Source organism: Pedobacter sp. 22226, assembly GCF_052045455.1.
In the GTDB taxonomy this organism is placed as follows: domain Bacteria; phylum Bacteroidota; class Bacteroidia; order Sphingobacteriales; family Sphingobacteriaceae; genus Pedobacter; species Pedobacter jeongneungensis.
Genome location: NZ_JBQEPB010000002.1, coordinates 429,553 through 453,200, shown reverse-complemented (window position 1 = coordinate 453,200; position 23,648 = coordinate 429,553). Strand labels below are relative to the sequence as shown.

The following is a 23,648-nucleotide window of genomic DNA, read 5'->3' as shown; positions in this document are numbered from 1 at the left end:
GCAAAATTCCACCGCTCTGTTATATAGCCATCCTGCCAATGTCACTATTTCGATCGAAGTGCAACGCAGTCGAGAACCACGAAGTATTCAGCGAAGCTAAATCTGCTTAGGTAGATCTCTCCGTTTCAGTCGAGATGACGGGAACTCAAAAAAAATCATCAAAAATGATAACTTTCCGTTCTATTTTAAATTCAAGCCCAATGAAAAAACCTTTTACATTTATTTTCATTGGGCTTGTAAATGTTATTCAGCGATTAAAAGAAAATAGTTCTTCTTTCCTTTTTGTACCACAATGAATTTATCGTTGATCAGGTGATCTGCATTAAAAACCTGGGCCATTTCAGCTACTTTTTCCTTATTTACAGAAACGCCACCACCCTGGATGGTTTTCTTAGCCTCTCCCTTTGAGGGGAAAATAGCAGATTTTTCTGCCAGTAAACTTGCGGCATCAATTCCGGCTCCAAGTTCTTCAATTAAGATCTTATATTGTGGTATCCCGTCAAATATATCTAATACTGCTGCATCAGATAAGCCCCTCAAAAAATCTAAAGATCCGTTTCCGAACAAAAATTCAGATGTTTTTATAGCTGTTTCTAAAGCTTCTACTGAGTGGGTTTTTATGGTAATATCTTCAGCCAAAGCTTTCTGTAAGATACGCAGGTGTGGTGCAGCATCATGCTCTTTTTCTAAAGCTTCAATTTCTTCTTTATTTTTCAGCGTAAAAATGCGGATCCATTTTTTTACATCATCATCTGATGCATTTAACCAAAACTGGTAAAATTTATATGGAGAAGTTTTTTCAGGATCCAACCAAACCGCACCACTTTCTGTTTTACCAAATTTAGTGCCATCCGCTTTTTTAATCAATTGTGTGGTAATGGCATAAGCCGTTCCGGCATCTTTTCTTCTGATCAGCTCCGTACCTGTAACAATGTTTCCCCATTGATCGGACCCGCCCATCTGCACCAAACAGTTTTCATTCTTCCATAAATGGTAAAAATCGTAACCCTGAATCAACTGGTAACAGAATTCGGTAAATGATAAACCAGAATCGCCTTCCAAACGTCTTTTAACGCTGTCTTTCGCCATCATGTAGTTAACGGTAATGTGTTTACCCACGTCTCTGATGAAAGTAAAAAGGTTCATATCTTTAAACCAATCGGCATTATTTACCATTACGGCTCCATTTCCACCCTCTTCAAATTTCAGGAATTTAGCGAGTTGCTTTTTCATTCCTTTAAGGTTATGCTCAATCATTTCGGGCGTTTGAAGGTTACGCTCATCAGATTTCCCTGACGGATCGCCTACCATACCTGTAGCACCACCTACCAAAGCAAATGGTTTGTGCCCGGCATTTTGAAAATGGATCAGTGTCATGATCTGCGTTAAATGCCCAACATGCAACGAATCTGCAGTCGGGTCGAAACCGATATAACCCGAGGTCATACCTTCGTTTAACTTTTCTTCAGTATTCGGCATAATATCATGCAGCATGCCACGCCATCTTAACTCTTCAACAAAATTCGTCATTGTACAAACACTTTAATAATGTGCGTGCAAAGATAAAATTTTAGCTTAGTTTAAAGCAAATTAGTTGGTTTTGTAAAACAGGTTTTAACGGCGTTAATATTTTACCGTACAAACTTTACAACCATAACAGAAAATATTACCTTGCAGCATGAACTTTTTATCACATTATTATTTCGACAGGACAAGTGAAGACGCCAATGTGGTAATGGGAACAGTATTGCCAGATCTGATTAAAAATGCGTCGAAAGAAGCCAATTTATACCCTCAGAAAAACGAGTTCCTGTTTAAGGGAAACCCGGATGAAGAAAGTTTGCTGGCCGGCTGGAAAAGACATCTTGCTGTAGACTTGTTTTTTCATTCTTCTAATTTCTTCCTGGAAAAAACCACCGAACTTAAACAGCTGATTAAACCGATTGTAGAAAACACCCCTGTTAGACCTTCCTTTCTTGCTCATATCGGCTTAGAACTTTTATTGGATCATTTACTGGTTAAGCGTAATTTAATTCAGGTGAACCATTTTTATGATAAACTCGGTGATGTAAACAAAGATTCGTTAAGCGATTTCCTCGAACATTGTAAACTAAAAGAACCGAAAGTGTTTTTTAACTTTCTTGAGAAATTTATCAGCAGCAAATATTTGTTGAGTTATCAAAAACTCGAAAACATCAGCTATGCGCTCAACAGGATTTGTATGCGCTTATGGCCGGAAACATTGAACGAAATACAGCTGCAACAACTCACTTTTGAACTTGGAATTTTTAAAGAAGTTTTACAAAAGGATTTTATGGATATTTTTAAGGAGATTGAAGGGAAGATAAACTTGTAGAATCAGGTTTATATCTTAACATCAGCCAGCATTTTATATATGGCAGGAAGTCCCTTTTTTATCCAGTGTTTTTTTAAAGCTTCAGGAATAACATATTCTATCTGGTTGTCATCAATCACACAAAGCAAGGTTGGAATAATGGTCCCATCGTACAATTCTAATCTGGTAAAGCTATTTAGCTGACTATTTATATGAACCAGATTCATATTATAAACCCCTTTAATTGTATCCGGGGAAACAGCATGACCACCTTCTGAAATTCTTTGCTGCACCCTGGCTTTACATTGTTCGATAGTATCAAGGCATAAATAATTTAACTGAATCTTATAACCTGCGTTATCAAATAAATCTATATACGTCCAATAATATGGATCAGATAGAGGAGTTTCCAGTACAAAATTTTCTTGGTTAGAGATAGCTGTTTTCATCTCATAAACAAGTCGTGCTTCCATCATTACTGTCGCTTTTTTTAATCGATCCGCTTTAGGAACTCCTTCGCTGATGAGCTGATTCTCAAAATCAATGCGAACTTCATCCCTGTTAAAAGACAAAATATCTGCAAATTCTTCAGGAAGCATACTTTGTATATAGGTAGATTTTCCTGCCCCATTAGGACCAGAAATCACCAAAAGTGTTGGCTTAGAGTAGTCCATAGTCAAGACGTAAAAGATCAGCTTCCTTGGCTGGAAGCGTCTTCAAAACCTTAACATTAAAATTCCCACCTGTTGAAGAAACTTCCTGAACCTCTATACGTCCATCAGCATATTCTTTATAAACCTGGCCTTTTGGAAGCCTATTGGAAAGGATAAGAAAAGGAAGATTGCGGTTAAAGTTTTTTGTACGGAGATTACGCAAAACATCAAGATATTTTCCGTGTTTTGTTTCTTTTTCTATGTTAACTACCGACATAATTGAATCCATTTTCTAACGTAAAAATACAAATTTAATGCCATTGAACAAAAGAAAACCATAGAAACCATATAAAATCAAGCAGTTATAAACCCGTATTCATTTTAAGACACCTAACACATTATAGCAATAAATCATTAAGATTTATTTTCGCTACGTATCAAAAACCCTTTCATCCTTTTTTTATATTTGTAGATGCCCCTATCTGCAATACAACAAGAAATGGATGCCCTTGTGGCCGAATTAAACCAGCATAATTACAACTATTATGTGTTGGCTATGCCCACCATTGGCGATTACGAGTTTGACAAAAAACTAAAGCATCTGACCGAACTGGAAAAAGCAAATCCTGATTTCGCCGACCCGAACTCGCCAACACAACGCGTGGGTGGCGATATTACCAAAAATTTTATCACCGTAAACCATAAATACCCCATGCTATCGCTGGGGAATACCTATAACGAGCAGGATCTCCGCGATTTTGACGAAAGGATCCGTAAAGCCATTGGCGATAATTTCCAATACGTTTGTGAATTGAAATTTGATGGTTTATCCATCAGCCTGACTTACGAAAACGGTAAACTTTTACGTGCCGTTACCCGTGGCGATGGTACCAAAGGTGATGATGTAACCAGTAATGTTAAAACCATCCACACCATTCCCCATCAGATTAAATCGACTGTTGCACCTGAGCATTTCGAAATCCGTGGAGAAATTTTTATGCACAAAGCGGCTTTTTTACGCTTAAATGCAGCGCGCGAAGAACTGGGCGAAATTCCATATGCCAATCCGCGTAACTTTGCTTCAGGCACTATTAAAATGCAGGATAGTAAAGAAGTAGCCAAAAGACCTTTAGATGGTTTTATCTACTTTTTATATACCGATAAAAATGAATTTAAAACCCATTGGGATAGCTTAAATGCTGTAAAAGAATGGGGTTTCCATGTTTGTGAGCATACAAAATTGGTTTCGGGCATAGATGCCGTTCTCGAATTTATTCACTATTGGGAAGATGAGCGTTTTAAATTAAGCTACGATATTGATGGAATTGTAATCAAAGTAAACAGTTATGCACAGCAACAGGAGCTTGGTTTTACTTCTAAATCGCCACGCTGGGCAATTTCTTATAAATACAAAGCGGCAGAAGTAGAAACCGTTTTAGAAAAAGTAACTTACCAGGTTGGCAGAACTGGTGCTGTTACCCCTGTTGCCAATTTAAAACCTGTTTTACTGGCCGGAACTACCGTTAAACGTGCTACATTGCATAATGCCAACGAAATTGAGCGTTTAGACCTTCATGAAGGCGATACCGTTTATGTAGAAAAAGGCGGCGAGATCATCCCGAAAATTATTAAGGTAAATCTTGATAAACGTTTAGCCAGGGCTGCAAAAGTACATTACCTGCACAATTGCCCTGAATGTGGCACCGAACTAATCAGGAAAGAAGGTGAAGCGGTACATTACTGCCCTAACGATGAAGGTTGTCCACCACAGATTGTGGGAAAAATACAGCATTTTATTTCCCGTAAGGCAATGAATATTGACGGGCTTGGTGACGAAACCATCGAAACGTTTTATAAACAGGGTTTAGTAAGACACATCAGCGATTTATATACTTTGCACCAAAAATCTGATCAGCTTAAAACTTTAGATCGTTTTGGCGAGCGCTCGATCGAAAATATGCTAACCGGGATTGAAAAATCGAAGGAAATGCCTTTCGAGAAAGTACTTTTCGGCTTGGGTATCCGCTATGTTGGCGAAACCGTTGCTAAAAAAACAGCTGCCGGTGTAAAAAATATCGACAATCTTTCTAAAGCTACCGTAGAAGAATTAATTGCCATTGATGAAATCGGGCAGCGCATTGCAGAGAGCATTGTTGAGTATTTTGGAAAACCGGAGCATTTAAAGCAGGTAGAATTATTAAAATTAGCAGGATTGCAGTTCGAAATTGAAGAAAAAGTAATTACGCTTGACAGTGATAGACTTATTGGAAAAACATTCGTAATTTCGGGCGTTTTTGAGAACTATAGCCGCGATGAACTAAAAGATATGATTGAGGCCAACGGAGGCAAAATGCTAAGTGGTATTTCGGGTAAACTGAACTACCTCGTTGCAGGAGATAACATGGGTCCGTCGAAACTTGAAAAAGCAAACAAGTTAAATGTGCCGATTATCAGGGATGCTGAGTTATTGGAAATGATAAAGTAAAAATGATAGAATGATTGAGTTTGAATGATTAAATGCGGTAAGTACTCATTTAGTGATTTATTCAAAATTCAATTAGAAAATAAAATGAGAGCATGATTGAATGATAAAATGCACCATTCGATATCTCATTCAAAATTCAATAATTATAAGTTAAAAATGAACAAATTTCAGGGTACTGGTGTAGCATTGGTTACGCCTTTCAACACAGATGGATCAGTTGATTATAATGGCTTAAAAAACCTGATTAATCATTTGGTAGACGGAGGGATAGATTACCTCGTTTCTTTAGGTACAACCGGCGAAACCGCTACAATGACCAAGGACGAGAAGAAGAAGGTGTGGGCCTATACTGCTGAAATTAACAACAACAGATTACCATTGGTTGCCGGAATTGGCGGTAATAATACACTTGCTGTTGCTGAAGACATTAAATCATTCGATACTACAGGTTACAGCGCAATTTTATCCGTTAGTCCTTATTACAATAAACCTACACAGGAAGGAATTTACCAGCACTATAAATATTTAGCTGAAATTTCTCCTTTAGATCTGATTTTATACAATGTACCAGGCCGAACCGGTAGCAACATGAGTCCGGAAACAACCTGCAGACTGGCGCATGATTTTAAAAATATCATTGCAACAAAAGAAGCTTCAGGAAGTTTTGATCAGTTTAACCAGATTATGAGGGATAAACCAGCAGAATTTCTTCTAATCTCTGGCGATGACCCGGTTACTTTGCCCATGATCGCTTTAGGCGCTGCCGGCATTATATCGGTAATCGGAAATGCCTTGCCTAAACAGTTTACCGATATGGTAAACCTGTGCCTGGCCGGCGATTATAAAGCAGCTTTACCTGCACACTTAAGCTTAATCGAATTTACCCGTTTAGCATTTGCAGAAGGCAATCCTGCCGGCGTTAAAGCTGCCCTGAAACACCTCGGTATTTGCGGAGATACCGTGCGTTTGCCATTGGTTAAAGCTTCTTCAGCTTTAGAACAATTAATTATAGCAGAGGTAGAAAAATTAAGTGTAGTAGCTTAATTCTTATAAAAATTATATTCTGAAACAGACTGTTTGATTTTGCTAAAAAGCAGAAGAAAGCAGTCTGTTTTTTTTGTGTGTAAATAAAAAATTACCAAAAGAAATTAATTCATAATCAACACATTAGAACTATAAACCAAAATTTTAGTTTGAAGGGGATTTTAGTGAGAATCAGGGCATTATTATTGATTTGCGCTCTATACACACAAATAAACACACACAATGAAAAATTTAATTTTAATTGGCCTGATGGCAATAATGGCCATGGGCTGCAAAAGCAGGGCGTACCAGGAATCTTCAATCGCTATTGGCATGCCAGAAAATGAATTTAAACGGGTTAACCGTTCTGCTGAACTGATGTTGGCTAATGATGATGGTACAAAGATCTACCGCATTATCTCTACAACCTTTATTCCTAAGCCAGAACCATACACCTTCTTTTATTTTTATCAGGGAAAACTGATCCGGTTTATTAAATCAGATCGAATTGATGATTATAAATTTATCAGGTAAAAAAAGGAACCTATTGGAAATAGATTGTCATTCTGAGCTTGCCGAAGGACTTGCTTAATGTGTTTCGACAGGCTCAATATGACAGCTTCTAAAGAAAATCTCGATAATGAAACCTTCTTATTTATCAGATCAGGCAATTAACTTATTTCTTCGTTCCATTAACAGGTTATCCTGCCACACACCTTTGGCTTTACCTATTTTTTCCCTGTACCCTACTACCCTAAAGCCAGCCTTTTCATGGATTTTTAACAAAGCAGAATTCTGAAGAAAAATACCCGCCTGAAGCATCCAGATACCTTTGTTTTCGCTCTCTGCAATCAAAGCATTTAATAAAGAAGAACCGATCCCTTGCCCTTTGTAACCCGGTTTAACGTACACCTCAATTTCTCCAACACCACCAACATCATAATTGGCTACCACAGGCAAAAGCGCACTCCAGCCTATAATTTCTTTATTTTTTAAGGCCACAAACCTGCAGGCTTTAAGGTGTGATAAATCCCAGTCTTTCCATGAAATATCCGGGCTTCTGAAACTTGCAGTACCTGTTTCTATTCCTTCACGATAGATAGCACTGACTTCGTCCCAATCTGATGAGCGCATAATTCTAATCATAGTTTAATCAATTTTAGCAATTTTATTAACCTATAAATTCTATAGTTTATGTTTGATATACTAAAATAATTAAACAAAATGCTTATTACATATAAAGCTGAAACAAGTTTGTCCTGTATTATAATTCAACACAATTATATCAAAAAAAGCACCTCAAAAAAGTGTTTGCGTAACAGAAACGTTAAACTAACGTTTTTCATCAGAGATATTTTTTAAATATGCAACCGGACTCATCCCTACAAGCTTTTTAAAAGCATTATAAAAGGCACTCCGGGAAGAAAAACCAGCACTATAGGCCAATGCCTCCAGGGTAAAGTTTTGCATGATTTGAGGATTTCTGATGCTCTCTTTAATCCAGTTAATTCGGTATTGATTAATGTAATCGATAAAACTCTTATTAAAATAGTTGTTTAGTACCACCGACAACCTGTGACTGCTAATCCCAATTTCAAGAGCAAGAGCATGGATCCTAATATTTTTATTACGGAATGACTGGTGCTGATTAACATACAACTCTAACTTTTGTCCACAATGCTGTAGTTCTTCTTGCTGATCGTGAGGAAGTGAAAAACTTTTTTTTATAGATAAAAGCGTTGATGGTTTAACATTCAGCAGAGAAGCGATAAGTTCTAAAGGCAAGCGGTCTAAATAGCCGGGGTTTGTTTTTGCGTAATACAAATATCTTTCTTTGGCATTTCCAACGCGTATGATATGTGCACGTTGCTGGGCATCTTTATAATATTTTTCCAAAACTACCCTAAAAATATAATTCAGCTCAAAATGATGCGAAAAGAGCCGGTTTAACACATCATTGTGTATGGCCAGCAGTTCGGTGTCTTCTACTGCTACCACATATTCCTTCGAATAATCAGATCCATGAAGGCCTGATATGGAACTGACAAAATCATCCTCTACAGATATATAAGTGGTAATTTTTCGTTTATTATGTGTGGTACAACCCATTAATGCACCTTTAACGATAAAATACACATACTCACAAACCTCATCTTCTCTGAAAAGAATTTGCCCTTTTTTTATTTTTAAACTTAAAAGGTGTTCCTCAAATGCCTGAGTCAATTTAATATCTACGGGATGTACAGCGCGCATCACGTCGAGGATAAGCCCGACATCTTCGTTATTTGCACGATTGTAATGTAAATATTCTGACACTTAAGACCGTTAAAAATGTAAATTATTTATACATGTTTATCTGCATGCCAGATAAACCGGATATCTTTTTGAGAGCGGTATGGTATTCGTATTATCTTTTACATTTAATGGCCAGGCATTAATAATGCTTAAGTAGTGAAATTAGTATTTTGGATGCTTAGGCGGATTAACCTGAAATGAATATACGCTTTGTAAAAGAAGAAAGCTAATAAATTACGCAGACAAGGATAAATTGTCTTATATATTTTACAGTATGAATATGTTTATGCTTTTAAGTTTTTTAAAAATATGTTGAACAAAAAAAGCCTCAGGAAATATCCTAAGGCTCAGATAAAAATATTTTGATTTTTAAGCTTTGTTTTTAGTGTCTTGTACTTCCAAACGGATTGCCTGAGCTAAATTTTTAAGATCCTGCATACCTTTACGTACGCGGGTACCAGCAGCGCTGTTACCTTTGTTATAAAATTTGTCTGCATCAGCTTCCAAAGCTGCCACTAAACTCTTTACTTCTTCGAATTTTTTCATTTTTAATTAATTTATGGTTCTTTTAAGGTTTGATTTTTAATTATGTACTCTAATTTAAAGGGTTTGATGAAATAAAAAAATTTTTAGAAGAATAAAAAACAGGCTTATTTACCGTTTTTTTCCACACTTATCGTGATTATACACATATCGGACTTGAAAAACATAATTAAACGCTTGATAAACAGAATATTACAAAATATTACAAAATAAAAAAGCCCTTTAAACTGGTTTAAAGGGCTTTGTAAAATTTTAATAGATCTTAAACGGTTGCGAAAAGATTCTCTTTATAATATCCGCTTTCTAATTTTTCGGCTACTTCGCTGAAAGCGTCTAAAGTACGCTGTACATCTTCTAATGTATGAACGGCAGTAGGAATTAAACGTAGCTCGATCATTCCTTTCGGAATTACGGGATATACAACAATTGAACAGAAAATGCTGTAGTTTTCGCGTAGATCGTAGGTAATTGCAGTTGCATCAGAAAGTTCTCCTTTTAAGAAAACCGGGGTAACTACCGAATCGGTAACCCCTAAATCAAATCCACGTTCGCGTAAACCTTTTTGTAAAGTCATGGCAATTTCCCACAGTTTATCTTTTAACTCAGGCTGGCTTTTCAGCAATTCTAAGCGCTTTAATAAACCGATTACCATTGGCATTGGCAATGCTTTGGCAAATGTCTGAGAACGCATGTTATACCTTAAAAAATTGGTGATCTGCTCGGTTGATGCCACAAAAGCACCAATACCCGCCATAGATTTGGCAAAAGTACCAAAATAAACATCAATCCCATCGATACAATCCTGCGCTTCGTGCGTACCCGCACCTGTTTTACCCATTGTACCGAAACCGTGCGCATCATCAACCAGGATACGGAAATTGAATTCTTTTTTAAGCTCTACAATTTCTTTTAATTTCCCCTGGGCACCGCTCATTCCAAAAACGCCTTCGGTAATTAAAAGAATACCGCCACCTGTTTCTTCAACAAGTTTTGTAGCACGTTCTAATTGTTTACGTGCACTTTCTATATCATTATGTTTATAAACAAAGCGTTTACCCATGTGCAAGCGTAAACCATCTACAATACAGGCGTGAGATTCTGCATCATATACCACCACATCATTGCGGTCGACCAAGGTATCGATAATGGATACCATGCCCTGATAACCATAGTTTAATAAAAATGCATCAGGCTTACCAACAAATGCTGCAAGTTCTTGCTCTAACTGCTCATGGTAGTTAGAGTTACCGCTCATCATACGGGCACCCATCGGGTAAGCCATACCAAATTTAGCTGCAGCTTCTTCATCTGCCTTTCTAACTTCCGGGTGATTGGCTAAACCTAAGTAGTTGTTTAAGCTCCAAACCAAATGCTCTTTTCCGCGAAACTGCATGTGAGGTGCAATTTCTCCCTCTAATTTTGGAAAAGAGAAATACCCATGAGACCATTTCTGGTGTTGCCCAAGCGGCCCCATGTGTTTTGCTATTTTATCAAATATATCCAATGTATTATCTGTTTTTTTATAATAAGAATTTTGCAAATTTAAGCTTTATTCGTCTTAAAATCAACCTAATGATCTTTTAGATGTCAATTAAGATAGTAACACGCTAATTTTATGCCAAAAAAGCCCCGGTTTTACATCGGGGCTTTAAAATTATATTTGGTTTGATCTAATCAACGTTATCGTGCAAGAAAGAATTGTTCGGTCTGATTTCTGTACCGCCATCCTGATCGTTGCTTAAAGTAAAGCGGCTCACCTGCGATTCAGATGAATGCTGTACCTGTTGCAACTGCATTTGTTTGCGTTTGTAAGCAGGTTCGTTTTCAAGCTCCTGTAAACCGTTGGTGGTACGCAATTTCATGCTTAAATCTTTTAAACGTAAGATACGTTCTTTAGATTTTTTCAACTGCTCTTCCATCGATTCGTCGTTTTTATCGTCGTCTAAACCAACAACCGGCATTTCGATTTCTGGCTCAGGCTCCGGCATTGGCGGCATCTGGGCTACCGGTGTTTCGAACACAAAATTGGTTTCGGCCAGTTTTACCTCAAATTCAAATCCGGTTTCCTGTGCTTCTTCAACATGCGGCTCTTCTTCTATTAAGGTATGGCGAACTACATTATTTTCAGGCTCCTGATTTTTCTGAGCTTCTGATTTATTGAACATTCCACCAAAAAGATCTGCCTGCGATACTTCTTCTTTAGCTTTTAAAACAGGTTCGTATGAGTGAACTTCTTTTGGCTGCATGAAAGAGTTTACGGGCTCAACAGGGCGAACCAACGGTGCTTCTTCCGGGGTTAAAAGTGATATTTTCTTTTTATTTTTTTCTTCTTTTACGCGTTCTTCTGAAGTCTGGAATCCGGTAGCAATAATGGTTACCGAAAGTTTATCGCTCAGAGATTCGTCCGTACAGTTACCCCAGATTAAATCGGCTGATAAGCCTGCTTTTTCCTGGATGTAATCGGTAATGATCGAAACTTCATCCATGGTTACTTCACGTAAACCAGAACTTATGTTTAATAAAATGTAACGGGCACCTTCGATTTCGTTATCTTTTAAAAGCGGAGAAGCCAAAGCACCTTCTACAGCCTGTAGAGCACGGTCTTCACCTTCGGCAGCAAAACTACCCATGATGGCCACACCGCTATCTTTCATTACGGTACGCACATCTTTAAAATCCACGTTGATATAACCCGGAACAGTAATGATTTCTGCGATCCCTTTAGCAGCGGTTGTTAAAATATCATCGGCCTGACCGAAAGCAGAACCTAAGGTTAAGTTTCCGAAGATTTCGCGCAGGCGGTCGTTAGAGATCACCAGGTAAGAATCTACGTATTTCTTTAACTCTTCCATTCCTTCATCAGCCTGCAACCTACGTCTTTTTCCTTCGAAAGAAAACGGGGTTGTGATGATGGCAACAGTTAAAATATCAAGTTCTTTAGCGGCTTTGGCAATAATCGGAGAGGCGCCTGTACCGGTACCACCACCCATTCCTGCTGTAATAAACAGCATTTTTGTGGTATTGCCTAACATTGCCTTAATATCATCTATATTTTCTATCGCCGAGTTTTTACCCACCTCAGGAATAGAACCAGCCCCCATACCTTCGGTTAAACTAGCGCCTAATTGTACCTTGTTAGGTATAGGACTAGATTCCAAAGCCTGGGCATCTGTATTACAAATAATAAAATCCACACCAGTGATACCTGAAAGGTACATATGGTTCACTGCGTTGCCGCCACCGCCTCCAACACCAATTACCTTGATGATTGAAGACTTATCTTTTAACATTTCGAACTGCATATCTTTATGAATCAGTTGTTTAAAAATTTTTAAATCTGTTCATTACTCAATGTAATATTAACACTTTTTCAACAGACGTTTTCCACAAGTGTTAATAATGTGGAAAACTCTTTCTTTGTGGAAAAATAATTAACTTTTTAAGTAATCTTCATCACTTACATTCATATCATCCTGAATGAAAGTTCTTGTTTTTGCAAGTAATTTATCGAACAAACCTGGTCCGCGTTTTTCTTTTTCCTTTGCTGTTTTGGGCTTTTCTACAAAAACACCCGGTTGTTTCATCTCTTCAATCAGTTCTTCTGCCTTTTGGATTCCTTTGATCAGCAAACCAACACTGGTTGCATACATCGGGCTTTTCAAATCATCATAAATGGCTTTAGGCATATCTTCGTATTTAGATAAATGCTCGTTCGGATAACCGATGCGGCAATCTAAACCGGTTACATATTCTACAGCCTGCGATAAGTGTTTCAGCAAAGCACCACCACCGGTTATTACGATACCACCGATTAATTTTTTCTCGTAACCTGAAGATTTGATCTCGTAATATACGTGCTCAATAATTTCTTCCATACGGGCCTGAATAACGTAAGCCAGGTTTTTAACTGAAATTTCTTTTGGTTCGCGGCCACGTAAGCCAGGAACGCAGATGATTTCGTTTTCTTTGTTCTCCTCAGCAAGTGCAGAACCAAAACGTGTTTTTAATAACTCAGCCTGGTTGCGCATTACTGAACAACCTTCTCTGATATCTTCGGTAACACTGTTGCCACCAAAGGGGATCACTGCGGTGTGGCGGATAATACCTTCGTGGAAAATGGCAATATCTGTAGTACCACCACCAATATCAACCAATGCAATACCAGCTTCTTTTTCTTCCTCGCTCAACACCGATTCGGAAGAAGCCAATGGCTCCAGGATTAAATCCTGAGTTTGTAAGCCTGCATTGTTTACACATTTGATAATGTTTTTTACGGCAGTAACCTGACCAGAAATGATATGGAAGTTAGCTTCAAGGCGTACTCCTGCCATACCGATAGGATCTTTGATTCCCGGTTCGTTATCGATGGTAAATTCTTGCGGCAATACATGGATGATCTCCTCACCCGGTGGCATTACCAGTTTAAACATATCATCAATCAGCTTATCGATGTCTCTTTTACCGATTTCGTTGTTTAATTCTCTTCTTGTTAAAATTCCTCTGTGCTGTAAGCTCTTAATGTGCTGACCCGCAATACCCACATTTACCACCTGTATTTCTACATTGGATTGTCCGCTTGCTACTTCAACTGCTTGAGCAATACCCTGTACGGTTTTTTGAATGTTAGAAACCACTCCACGTGTTACCCCCGCTGATTCTGCCTTGCCTATTCCTAAGATTTCTATCTTACCGTGTTGTGTTCTACGACCAACGATAACACAAATTTTTGTAGTACCGATATCCAATCCTACTACAATGGGCGACTGACTGGTAAATTTTGCCTTGTCCATATTCGTTAATTTTGCTGAGTTTTATACTGTTTTTCCAGGGCTTTGATTTCTTTTTCTCTTGCTTCTTTCTCTTTTTTCAATTGCGCCTCAGATTTTGCCGGCTTTGGCTGTGTTGTTCCCGTTTGTTTCGGTTTTTCTTTTTTATCCGCTGGTTTGGTTTCCTTTGGTTTGGCCAGCACAACTACCGGTTTTTTTGTTTCTGTTTTAACCGGTTCGGCTTTTTTAGGTTCAACCTTCTTTTGCTCTACCTTTTTTATTTCTACCTTTTTTGGCTCGGTTTTTTTAGGTTCGGGCTTTTTAGGTTCTATGGCTTTTGGCTGATCGGCTTCAGGGCGATCGTCCATTACCGAACTAATGGTATTTCTGATCAGTGAATCAGTTACATTCCGCTGTATCCTCAAACTATCAGCTGCCGAAAATGTTTTTGCTTTTTTTCCTAAACCTGTTGAATCTCTTTTTTCGCAAACAATCTGGTTGGTATATTTTATATTGATGGTTTTATACGTATCCCAGCCTACCTGCGGCATTGCTTTTTTATAAAACAATAAAAGGTTTTTCATTTTCTTTTCTAATGAATCTGCATCACCTAAAATGATGCGCTGATTGCCAACTCTCGGAATCAGTTCGATATCATTTTTCTGATCAACCACAATTTGTTCGATTTGTGAATCCCAAAGCGTATCTTTTTTAATGTATTGAGCGGTTTTATACAAATCTCTTGCCAATTGCGTATGCAAAGTATCTACACGACTACCAAAAACCTCGCTAATGTGGCCTGTTGCCACCAATACGTTAGCCGTAAAGTTTGATGAAATAGGCATTTTCAGTCCATCGTTATCAATGTAAAAATCCTGTCCGTTCTCATTCAAAATGCGGAGGATAGGTTGTCTTTGTTTTACTTCGATATGCAATATACCGTCCATATCTACATAAACCTTTGCAAAGCCGATGTAGGGGTTAGACTGCAGTTTTTTCTCTATTTTATGGATATTGATATTTTCGAGGTTGCGACCTAATAATACCCCCTGATCTTCTTTAAGGATGGCATCAATTTCTTCTCGCTCGATAAAATTATCGGCACCCGGGATCAGGATTTTAACATCGGTACATTTAACCGTCTGCTTTTTCACGTTGATGAAACTCAAAAGCACCACCACCCCTGCCAGGCTGATCAGCCAGGCAAAGCCGGTAAAAATTGCGCTCCAGTTTATCCTTTTAAGCATTGTTTAATGTATTTTTAAGGGGCTCTATAATGGTATCGATATCGCCCGCACCTACTGTTAAAATTAATTCAGGTTTTGTATCCTTAATGTGCTGAACCACATAATCTTTTCCACATATTTTTTTATCCGACAACGTGATTTTATCGAGTAAAAACTGTGCATTTATGCCTTCAATGGGCAATTCTCTTGCAGGATAAATTTCCAACAGCAACAGTTCATCGGCCGTGCTTAAAACTTTTGCAAATTCATCTGCAAAATCTCTTGTGCGTGTAAACAGGTGCGGCTGAAAAATCACGGTTAATTTTTTATCCGGATACAATTGACGTACGGCATCAAAACAGGCTTTCAGTTCTTCAGGGTGATGCGCATAGTCATCAATGTAAATCTGGCTGCCATTGTTAACAATATATTCGAAACGGCGTTTCACTCCTTTGAAGTTAGCAACGGCTTGTTTTACTTTTTCTGCATCAATACCCAATTGTAAAGCGATGGCGATGGCAACAGTTGTATTTTCTACGTTGTGTTTTCCCGGAAGCATCAAACTGATATCCTTTATGCTTTGCGTGGCATCGGTATAATCGAATACAAATTTCGATCCTTCTACACGTAAATTTTCAGCCTTTGCTGTTGCTGTAGGGCTTGCCGCGTAACTGATGCTGTTTTCTAAGGGCAATCCTTCGTGTGCATACAATGTACCCTTGGCCTTAAGCTGACCTGCAAACAACCTGAACGATTCTTCAAGATGGCTTTTATCTCCGTAAATATCCAAATGATCGGCATCCATCGAGGTCACCACAGCTACATCGGGGTGCAGGGTAAGGAAAGAGCGATCATATTCATCAGCCTCTACCACCACCACATTATTATCGCCAAAAAGTACATTGCTATTGTAGTTACTGGTTATGCCACCCAAAAAGGCTGTACAATCGTAACCGGTATCTTTTAAAATATGAGCCACAATGGATGACGTAGTGGTTTTACCATGTGTCCCGGCAACGGCGATGCAAAACATGCCTTTACTGATGATACCCAAAACTTCTGAACGTTTTTTAAGCGAAAAACCTTTATCAATAAAATGATTTAAAATTTTCGAATCTTTTGGAATTGCTGGCGTATATACCACCAGGGTATCTTCATGATGATCTAAAAATGCACAGGGCAAGGAAGCATCGTCATCAAGATAGGTAATCAAAATTCCCTCCTGTTCTAATGTTTCGGTGAGCCTGGTGCGGGTTTTATCGTAACCACAAACCACTTGTCCGCGTTTAGCAAAATAACGGGCAAGCGCACTCATGCCGATACCACCGATACCTACAAAGAAAACCCTGTTTATTTTACTTAATTCCATTTTTTTAGATTTGAGATGCCAGATGTGAGATTTGAGACCTGAGAATGCGACATAACGCCTATCTCAAATCTAATTTCTCATATCTCACATCTTTATTTTCATATCTCTTATTTAATCAACTTTAATACTTCGCCCGCAATAATTTCGTCGGCTTCGGGCAGGGCCATTTTACCTATGTTTTCTGCAAGCTTGTCGCTTTGTTCTTTATTGTTTAACAGTGCCAGTGCTTCATTAACCAAGGTATCTTCAGCAGAACGGTCGTTAATTAAAAGTGCCGCTCCGTTTTTTACCAAAGCCATCGCATTTTTGGTTTGATGGTCTTCTGCCACATTAGGCGAAGGCACCAGGATTACCGGTTTCTTAATTAAACAAAGTTCAGCAATGGTTCCTGCCCCGGCACGGCTAATGATTACATCTGCAGCGGCATAAGCCAGATCCATTTTATTTAAAAACTCGAGGATGCGAACGTTAGGATGATATTCAAGTCCTAACCTTTCAATAATCCCCTGGTAATAATATTTTCCTGTTTGCCAGATCACCTGCACATCTTGTGCGAGGATTTCGGGCAAATGTTTTTCAATTGCTTTATTTAGTGTTCCGGCACCTAAACTTCCTCCGGTAACCATAATGGTCTTTTTTAAAGGATCGAGTTTTAACAACTCAGCACCAGCATGGTGCTTACCTTTAATATCAACCACTTCTTTGCGTACAGGATTTCCGGTTTTTAAAATTCGGTCTGCAGGAAAAAACTGATCCATTTCATCAAAAGCCACACATATTTTTGATGCTTTTTTGCCCAGCCATTTATTCGTTACACCTGCATAAGAATTCTGTTCTTGGATGAGGTACGGAATCCCTTTTAAAGAGGCTGCATACAATAAAGGTCCGGAGGCATAACCGCCCACACCCACCACTGCATCGGGTTTAAAATCATTTATGATCTGTATTGCCCGGCGCACACTGCCAATTACCTTAAAGGGAAGCGACAGGTTTTTAACGATGGAGCCGCGCTGCATTCCACTGATATTTAAACCGATTATTTTATATCCGGCAGCAGGAACTTTTTCCATTTCCATACGGCCATTGGCGCCCACAAATAAAATTTCACAAGCGGGCACCAAGCGCTTTAGCGCATTGGCTATGGCTACGGCGGGAAAAATGTGCCCGCCGGTGCCACCACCTGATATGATAATTTTTGGGGAATTATTCATTTTTAATATTTATTTATTTTAACCGCAAAGAGCGCTGAGTTTTCCGCAGAGCGCACTAAGCTTTATTTTTTCACTACAAGGGCACCAAGGCACGAATATTTACTGCCGAGGTATCAAAGATTAAACAACTGTATAAACATTTCTTTGTGTATCTCTGTGTCTTCCTCTATGGCCCCTGTGGTTATTTCTTTAATATTTTCTTTAAATAGATTGCTTCGTCATACTTCCTCGCAATGACGGACTAGCGATCTATGCAATCGCCGGAATCTCTCCAACGATTATTTTATTATTTGTTTTTTCTTCTTTCGTAGTCAGTTTTGCATTTTCTTCTACATCGCGGCTTACGCTCAAAATGATACCGAAGGCCACACTGGTAAAAATCATTGATGTACCGCCCATACTTACCAGCGGAAGCGGCACCCCTGTTACCGGGCCCAAACCTACAGCTACGGCCATGTTTGCAAAGGCTTGTATGGTGAGACTGAAACTCAATCCTGCTGCCAGCAACGCCCCAAAAGCCTTGGGTGCCCGGGTTACGATCTTGATACATCGGTATAAAAGCACCAGGTATAGTATCATGATTACAATTCCTCCCACCGTTCCCCATTCTTCAATAATAATGGCGAAAATAAAATCGGAATACGGATGTGGCAGGAAATTGCGCTGTGTACTATTACCTGGTCCTTTACCAAAAACACCACCAGTAGCTAAGGCAATTTTTGCCTGATCTGCCTGGAAAGTTTTGTCTGAATGCTGCATTTCGGGATGCATAAATGTATTAATACGCGACATGTATGTTTTTCTCCTTGGGCCCAAAAAGAAAACGAACAATAGCAGCACGAAGCCGCCCGCACAAACAATGGCAATCTGTTTAATACTGATCCTGCCGATAATTAACAGCAAAATACTTACACCAAACAGCATTAAGGCGGTAGATAAGTTGGCCAGTGCGATTAAAACAAACACCACACAAACCGACCCCATAATTGGTATAAATGATTCTTTTACGTTTTTAATATTTTCCTGCTTTTTGGTAAGCATGCGCGCCAAAAAGGTAATTAATGCCAGTTTCGCTAAATCGGAAGTTTGAAATGTTAATCCGATTACGGGAATTTTAACCCACCTCGAAGCATCATTTAAATTGGTACCGAATATAAGCGTATAAAAGAGCAAAGGAATGGTTACAATCATTAAAACCTTCGAAATACCGGCATAATAGCGGTAATCGAGCAGGTGGGCAATGTAAATCATCCCGATACCCATCAGCACAAAAATAAGGTGCTTGGTAAGCAGAAGTTTTTCTACGGCTTCTCCTTTTTTATAGGCCAGGGTACCTGTTGCACTATATACAGCCATTACTGATATAAGCGAAAGCAGGATGATGATCAACCAGATCCACCTGTCGCCTTTTGTTTTATTAAGTAACGCCTGAAACATATTTAAGCCTCCTATTATAATTCTCTAACTGCCGCTTTAAACTGGTTACCGCGGTCTTCATAATTTTTAAATAAATCGAAACTTGCACAGGCCGGCGATAATAATACCGCATCGCCACGCTTGGCCAAATGGAAAGCAATCTGTGCGGCTTCATCTGCAGAAAAAGTGTTCACGATTACGTCAACATCATCTTCAAAAGCATCGTGGATCCGTTTGTTATCCTTACCCAAACAGACAATGGCCTTTACCTTACTTTTTACCAGATCTTTAAGCATGTTGTAATCGTTTCCTTTATCAACACCGCCCATAATCAGCACCACGTCGCTGGTCATACTCTCCAAAGCATACCAGGTAGAATTTACGTTGGTTGCTTTACTGTCGTTGATGAAATCAATTCCCGAAATTTTGGCCACATGCTCTAACCTGTGCTCAATATTTTTGAAATTGCCCATGCTTTCGCGGATGGTTTCATTTCTTAATTCTAAAACTTTCGACACGATGCCTGATGCCATAGAATTATAAATGTTGTGCTTGCCCTGTAAGGCTAAATCTGAAATAGACATGGTTAGTTCGTTATTTGGTTCTGTAAGGATATGTATTGTAGTTTCTTCTAAATAAGCACCACTTTCAACTTTTTTTACAATTGAAAATGGATAGGTTTTGGCCTGAGGTTTGGTTAACGCAATGGCTTTCAAACTCTCTTCGTCATCGGCACAGTAAATGAAAACGTCTGCTGCTGTCTGGTTTTGAACAATGCGCATTTTTGATGCAGCATAATTTTCCAGTTTATATTCGTAACGGTCTAAATGATCTGGCGTGATGTTCAGTAAAACCGCGATATCGGCCTTAAACTTGAACATATCATCGAGCATGAAACTCGAGATTTCCAAAACATAGTATTCGTAATCTTCTGTAGCCACCTGCGCGGCAAAGCTCTGACCAATGTTGCCGGCCAAACCCACATTTAAACCTGCATTTTTTAAAATGTGATAGGTTAACAAACTGGTGGTCGATTTTCCGTTTGAACCGGTGATACAAATGGTTTTGGCATCGGTGTATCTTTTGGCGAACTCAATTTCTGAAATCACCGGAATTCCTTTCGATACCAATTTTTTAATAATCGGTGCGGTTGGCGGAATCCCAGGACTTTTAATTACCTCCGTAGCATTCAAAATGAGTTCTTCGGTATGTTGTTCAGATTCATAAGGAACGCCTAGTTTTTCTAAAGCAGATTTATATTTATCGGTAATTACACCATAATCGGATACAAAAACATCAAAACCTTTCGTCTGAGCCAGTTTTGCGGCGCCCACTCCACTTTCGCCTGCACCAAGAATTACCACACGGCCATGCCCTGCCATTGCTGACGTAGTATTGACTGATGTAGTATTATTTGTGCTCATTTTTTTTAGTATTGAGTGGTGAGTATCAAGACAGCAATACCACCACGTTTATTTTTTTATTATTTTCTTTTTAGCTTTAGTTTTTTTCAACATTTAAACCTTCAACTTTTTAACCTTTCAACCTACCTTAACTTCAACGTCACTATTGTCATAATTGCGAGCATGATTCCGATGATCCAGAAACGTGTTACAATTTTGGCTTCGTGATAACCTTTCTTTTGGTAATGGTGGTGCAGGGGCGACATCAGGAAAATCCTTCGTCCTTCGCCGAATTTCTTTTTGGTATATTTAAAATAAGATACCTGCATAATTACCGACACGAGTTCTACGAGGAAGATTCCACATAAAATCGGGATCAACAATTCTTTACGGATCATTAATGCAAAAGCAGCTATGATGCCGCCAATGGCTAAACTTCCGGTATCGCCCATAAAAATCTGAGCGGGGTAAGAGTTGTACCAAAGGAAACCAACACATGCCCCCACAAATGCACCTGCAAAAATCATCAGCTCTGCAGAATTAGGGATATACATAATGTTGAGGTAATCGGCCATTATCGTATTACCCGATACATATGCCAGAATACCAAGTGTTATCCCTATTACGGCCGAGGTTCCGGTGGCGAGGCCATCAATACCATCGGTAATATTTGCCCCGTTGGATACCGCTGTAATAATGAATACAGTAAAAGCCAGAAAAATGATAAAAGCATATTTCTGATAATCGCCACCCAAAAATTTTAATACTTTGGCGTAATCGAACTCATTGTTCTTATAAAAAGGCATATTGGTTTTGGTCGATTTTACGTCCTGGGTATAATAAAAAGTTTCACCTTTCTGGCGCAATACCATTGGCACAGAAGAAGTATTTTTCACATTATCCTGAACAGTTTCCCTCACCACAATATTCGGATGGAAATACATGGTGGTACCAACAATCAATCCTAAGCCAACCTGACCAACCACTTTAAAACGACCTGCTAAACCTTCTTTATTCTTTTTGAACACTTTGATATAATCATCTAAAAAGCCAATTGCCCCCATCCAGATCGTGGTGATGATCATCAAAATCACATAGATATTAGAAATATTGGCAAATAGTAAGGTAGGAATCAAAATGCCCAACAGGATAATAATACCACCCATTGTAGGGGTACCCTGTTTTTGCATCTGGCCTTCAAGGCCCAAATTCCTTACTGTTTCGCCAACCTGTTTTTTATGCAAAAAATCGATTAGTCTGCGACCATAAACCGTGGTAATGATCAGCGATAAAATAATAGAAACGGAAGCACGGAACGTGATGTACTGGAACAACCTCAACCCGGGGATATCGTAATGCTTATGCAGGTATTCGAATAATAAATATAACATTAGCTGATTGGTTTTAATTGTTCAAGTAAAATTTCTTTATCATCAAAATGGTTCCTTAAGCCATTAATTTCCTGGTATTTCTCATGTCCTTTACCTGCTACAAGGATAATATCTCCTGGTTTTGCCAAATGGCATGCAGTTTTTATGGCTTCTTTTCTATCTAAAATGGATAAGGTTTTACGCTTATTGGTTGGTGAAACACCTTCTTCCATTTCGCTGATGATCGTTTGCGGATCTTCGGTACGCGGATTATCAGATGTTAAAATCACTTTATCGCTCCAATCGCAGGCCACCTGTGCCATAATCGGGCGTTTGGTTTTATCCCTGTCTCCACCACAACCAATCACGGTGATTACCTGTTCAGTACCCTTACGGATATTAGCAATAGTGCTCAATACATTCTGAACAGCATCCGGCGTATGGGCATAATCAACAATACCGATAATTTTATCAGCCGAAGTGATGTAATCAAACCTTCCTTCTGCACCAGATAAACGGCTTAACAAGGTTAATACCTTTAATTTATCCTGCTCCAGCAAAACTGCTGTTCCGTAAACTGCCAAAAGGTTGTAGGCATTAAAAGAACCTACCAGTTTGAAATAAACATCTTCGTTATCGATATCTAAATGCAGACCACTGAACTGATTTTCGATAATCTTTGCTTTAAAATCGGCCAGTTGTTTTAGCGCATAAGTTTTTTTATAGGCTTTAGTATTCTGCAGCATCACCATACCGTTTTTATCGTCGATATTGGTTAATGCAAATGCAGCTTTTGGCAAGCCATCAAAAAATGCTTTTTTAGCTTTCAGATAAGCATCAAAGGTTTTATGAAAATCTAAATGATCATGTGTGATATTTGAAAATACCCCTCCGGCAAATGTCAAACCCTCTATTCGGTGTTGCGATACGGCATGAGAACTCACTTCCATGAAACAGTAATCGCAACCTGCATCAACCATTTGTCTTAACAGTTCGTTCAATGCAATCGGATTTGGTGTAGTATGTGTTGCAGTAACTACGGTATCATTGATGTAATTTTCTACCGTTGATAGCAGTCCAGTTTTATAACCTAAATCTTTAAATAATTTAAAAAGAATTGTGGCGATGGTGGTTTTTCCGTTTGTCCCGGTAATGCCGATCAGTTTTAAATCTGCAGATGGATTCCCGAAATAATTGCCGGCTATAATGCCCAGCGCCACCGAAGTATTTTCTACTTTAACGTAGGTTACGGTAAAATCGTCAATCTCCGGCAAATTCTCACAAATAATAACCCCCGCACCCTGTTTTACGGTTTGATCAATAAACTGGTGACCATCTGCAACCGTGCCAACTACAGCGAAGAAAACATCATCTTTTCCTACTTTACGCGAATCGAAATTAAGCGCATTGATTTCCCTATCGGTTTTTCCAACCAATTCTTTAATCGTTACGCCGTAAAGTAAATCCTGTAATTGCATTTTGTTATTTATTGAATGATTGAATTTTGAATGATTGAATGCTTAATTGCTACCATGTCATTCTATAATTCTATC

The 23,648-nt window shown here is 38.7% G+C and carries 20 protein-coding genes; 4 read left to right on the top strand and 16 right to left on the bottom strand.

The window, feature by feature from the left end:
• Positions 1-243: 243 nt before the first annotated feature.
• Entirely contained in the window at positions 244-1,530 is a 1,287-nt protein-coding gene (gene tyrS, locus ACTJKC_RS05350; RefSeq protein ID WP_344849004.1) for a tyrosine--tRNA ligase, read from the bottom strand.
• Between the two features lie 148 nt (positions 1,531-1,678).
• Between tyrS and ACTJKC_RS05345 the strand changes: the two genes are divergently transcribed.
• Positions 1,679-2,356, top strand: a complete 678-nt coding sequence (locus ACTJKC_RS05345) for an ACP phosphodiesterase (RefSeq protein WP_440790610.1) — start codon at positions 1,679-1,681, stop codon at positions 2,354-2,356.
• 8 nt (positions 2,357-2,364) lie between these two features.
• Here the strand turns inward: ACTJKC_RS05345 and ACTJKC_RS05340 are convergent, their stop codons facing one another.
• Positions 2,365-3,009: a zeta toxin family protein gene (locus ACTJKC_RS05340; protein WP_440790609.1), complete on the bottom strand. Its 645-nt coding sequence runs from the start codon at positions 3,007-3,009 to the stop codon at positions 2,365-2,367.
• Positions 2,996-3,265 carry a hypothetical protein gene (locus ACTJKC_RS05335; protein WP_440790608.1) on the bottom strand — a complete coding sequence of 90 codons (270 nt, stop codon included), beginning with the start codon at positions 3,263-3,265 and terminating at the stop codon, positions 2,996-2,998. The genes ACTJKC_RS05340 and ACTJKC_RS05335 overlap by 14 nt, the downstream gene beginning before the upstream one ends.
• Positions 3,266-3,460: 195 nt before the next feature.
• Between ACTJKC_RS05335 and ligA the strand changes: the two genes are divergently transcribed.
• The 3 genes from ligA (at position 3,461) to ACTJKC_RS05320 (ending at position 7,030) form a co-directional block, all read left to right on the top strand.
• A complete protein-coding gene (ligA, locus tag ACTJKC_RS05330) occupies positions 3,461-5,473 on the top strand; it encodes an NAD-dependent DNA ligase LigA (protein WP_440790607.1) in 2,013 nt (670 codons plus the stop codon).
• 156 nt (positions 5,474-5,629) lie between these two features.
• The gene (gene dapA, locus ACTJKC_RS05325) at positions 5,630-6,517 is read left to right on the top strand and encodes a 4-hydroxy-tetrahydrodipicolinate synthase (RefSeq protein ID WP_440790606.1); all 888 of its coding nucleotides are present in this window, start codon (positions 5,630-5,632) and stop codon (positions 6,515-6,517) included.
• Positions 6,518-6,739: 222 nt separating this feature from the next.
• Positions 6,740-7,030 carry a hypothetical protein gene (locus tag ACTJKC_RS05320; RefSeq protein WP_440790605.1) on the top strand — a complete coding sequence of 97 codons (291 nt, stop codon included), beginning with the start codon at positions 6,740-6,742 and terminating at the stop codon, positions 7,028-7,030.
• Positions 7,031-7,159: 129 nt separating this feature from the next.
• Here the strand turns inward: ACTJKC_RS05320 and ACTJKC_RS05315 are convergent, their stop codons facing one another.
• From ACTJKC_RS05315 to ACTJKC_RS05255, 13 genes are all read right to left on the bottom strand, one after another.
• On the bottom strand, positions 7,160-7,642 hold the full coding sequence (locus ACTJKC_RS05315; RefSeq protein ID WP_344848990.1) for a GNAT family N-acetyltransferase: 483 nt from the start codon (positions 7,640-7,642) through the stop codon (positions 7,160-7,162).
• A gap of 186 nt (positions 7,643-7,828) precedes the next feature.
• The gene (locus tag ACTJKC_RS05310; RefSeq protein ID WP_440790604.1) at positions 7,829-8,812 is read right to left on the bottom strand and encodes a helix-turn-helix domain-containing protein; all 984 of its coding nucleotides are present in this window, start codon (positions 8,810-8,812) and stop codon (positions 7,829-7,831) included.
• A 348-nt stretch (positions 8,813-9,160) separates the two neighbouring features.
• Positions 9,161-9,337, bottom strand: coding sequence for a hypothetical protein (locus ACTJKC_RS05305; RefSeq protein ID WP_010602932.1), 177 nt, complete (start codon positions 9,335-9,337; stop codon positions 9,161-9,163).
• A gap of 259 nt (positions 9,338-9,596) precedes the next feature.
• A complete protein-coding gene (locus ACTJKC_RS05300) occupies positions 9,597-10,838 on the bottom strand; it encodes an aminotransferase class I/II-fold pyridoxal phosphate-dependent enzyme (RefSeq protein WP_440790828.1) in 1,242 nt (413 codons plus the stop codon).
• Between the two features lie 166 nt (positions 10,839-11,004).
• Positions 11,005-12,636: a cell division protein FtsZ gene (ftsZ, locus tag ACTJKC_RS05295; RefSeq protein WP_344849532.1), complete on the bottom strand. Its 1,632-nt coding sequence runs from the start codon at positions 12,634-12,636 to the stop codon at positions 11,005-11,007.
• 129 nt (positions 12,637-12,765) lie between these two features.
• Complete coding sequence (gene ftsA / locus ACTJKC_RS05290; protein WP_344848984.1) at positions 12,766-14,124, bottom strand: cell division protein FtsA; 1,359 nt, start codon at positions 14,122-14,124, stop codon at positions 12,766-12,768.
• A 5-nt stretch (positions 14,125-14,129) separates the two neighbouring features.
• Positions 14,130-15,347 carry a cell division protein FtsQ/DivIB gene (locus ACTJKC_RS05285; RefSeq protein ID WP_440790603.1) on the bottom strand — a complete coding sequence of 406 codons (1,218 nt, stop codon included), beginning with the start codon at positions 15,345-15,347 and terminating at the stop codon, positions 14,130-14,132.
• Positions 15,340-16,695: a UDP-N-acetylmuramate--L-alanine ligase gene (gene murC, locus ACTJKC_RS05280; RefSeq protein WP_440790602.1), complete on the bottom strand. Its 1,356-nt coding sequence runs from the start codon at positions 16,693-16,695 to the stop codon at positions 15,340-15,342. The genes ACTJKC_RS05285 and murC overlap by 8 nt, the downstream gene beginning before the upstream one ends.
• A gap of 107 nt (positions 16,696-16,802) precedes the next feature.
• Positions 16,803-17,906: an undecaprenyldiphospho-muramoylpentapeptide beta-N-acetylglucosaminyltransferase gene (murG, locus tag ACTJKC_RS05275; RefSeq protein ID WP_344848978.1), complete on the bottom strand. Its 1,104-nt coding sequence runs from the start codon at positions 17,904-17,906 to the stop codon at positions 16,803-16,805.
• A 249-nt stretch (positions 17,907-18,155) separates the two neighbouring features.
• Complete coding sequence (locus ACTJKC_RS05270) at positions 18,156-19,343, bottom strand: FtsW/RodA/SpoVE family cell cycle protein (RefSeq protein ID WP_344848974.1); 1,188 nt, start codon at positions 19,341-19,343, stop codon at positions 18,156-18,158.
• Positions 19,344-19,357: 14 nt separating this feature from the next.
• Positions 19,358-20,746: a UDP-N-acetylmuramoyl-L-alanine--D-glutamate ligase gene (gene murD / locus ACTJKC_RS05265; RefSeq protein WP_440790601.1), complete on the bottom strand. Its 1,389-nt coding sequence runs from the start codon at positions 20,744-20,746 to the stop codon at positions 19,358-19,360.
• A gap of 122 nt (positions 20,747-20,868) precedes the next feature.
• The gene (gene mraY, locus ACTJKC_RS05260; protein ID WP_440790600.1) at positions 20,869-22,116 is read right to left on the bottom strand and encodes a phospho-N-acetylmuramoyl-pentapeptide-transferase; all 1,248 of its coding nucleotides are present in this window, start codon (positions 22,114-22,116) and stop codon (positions 20,869-20,871) included.
• Positions 22,116-23,573 carry a UDP-N-acetylmuramoyl-L-alanyl-D-glutamate--2,6-diaminopimelate ligase gene (locus ACTJKC_RS05255; protein ID WP_440790599.1) on the bottom strand — a complete coding sequence of 486 codons (1,458 nt, stop codon included), beginning with the start codon at positions 23,571-23,573 and terminating at the stop codon, positions 22,116-22,118. Before ACTJKC_RS05255 ends, mraY begins: the two co-directional genes overlap by 1 nt.
• Positions 23,574-23,648: the final 75 nt, after the last annotated feature.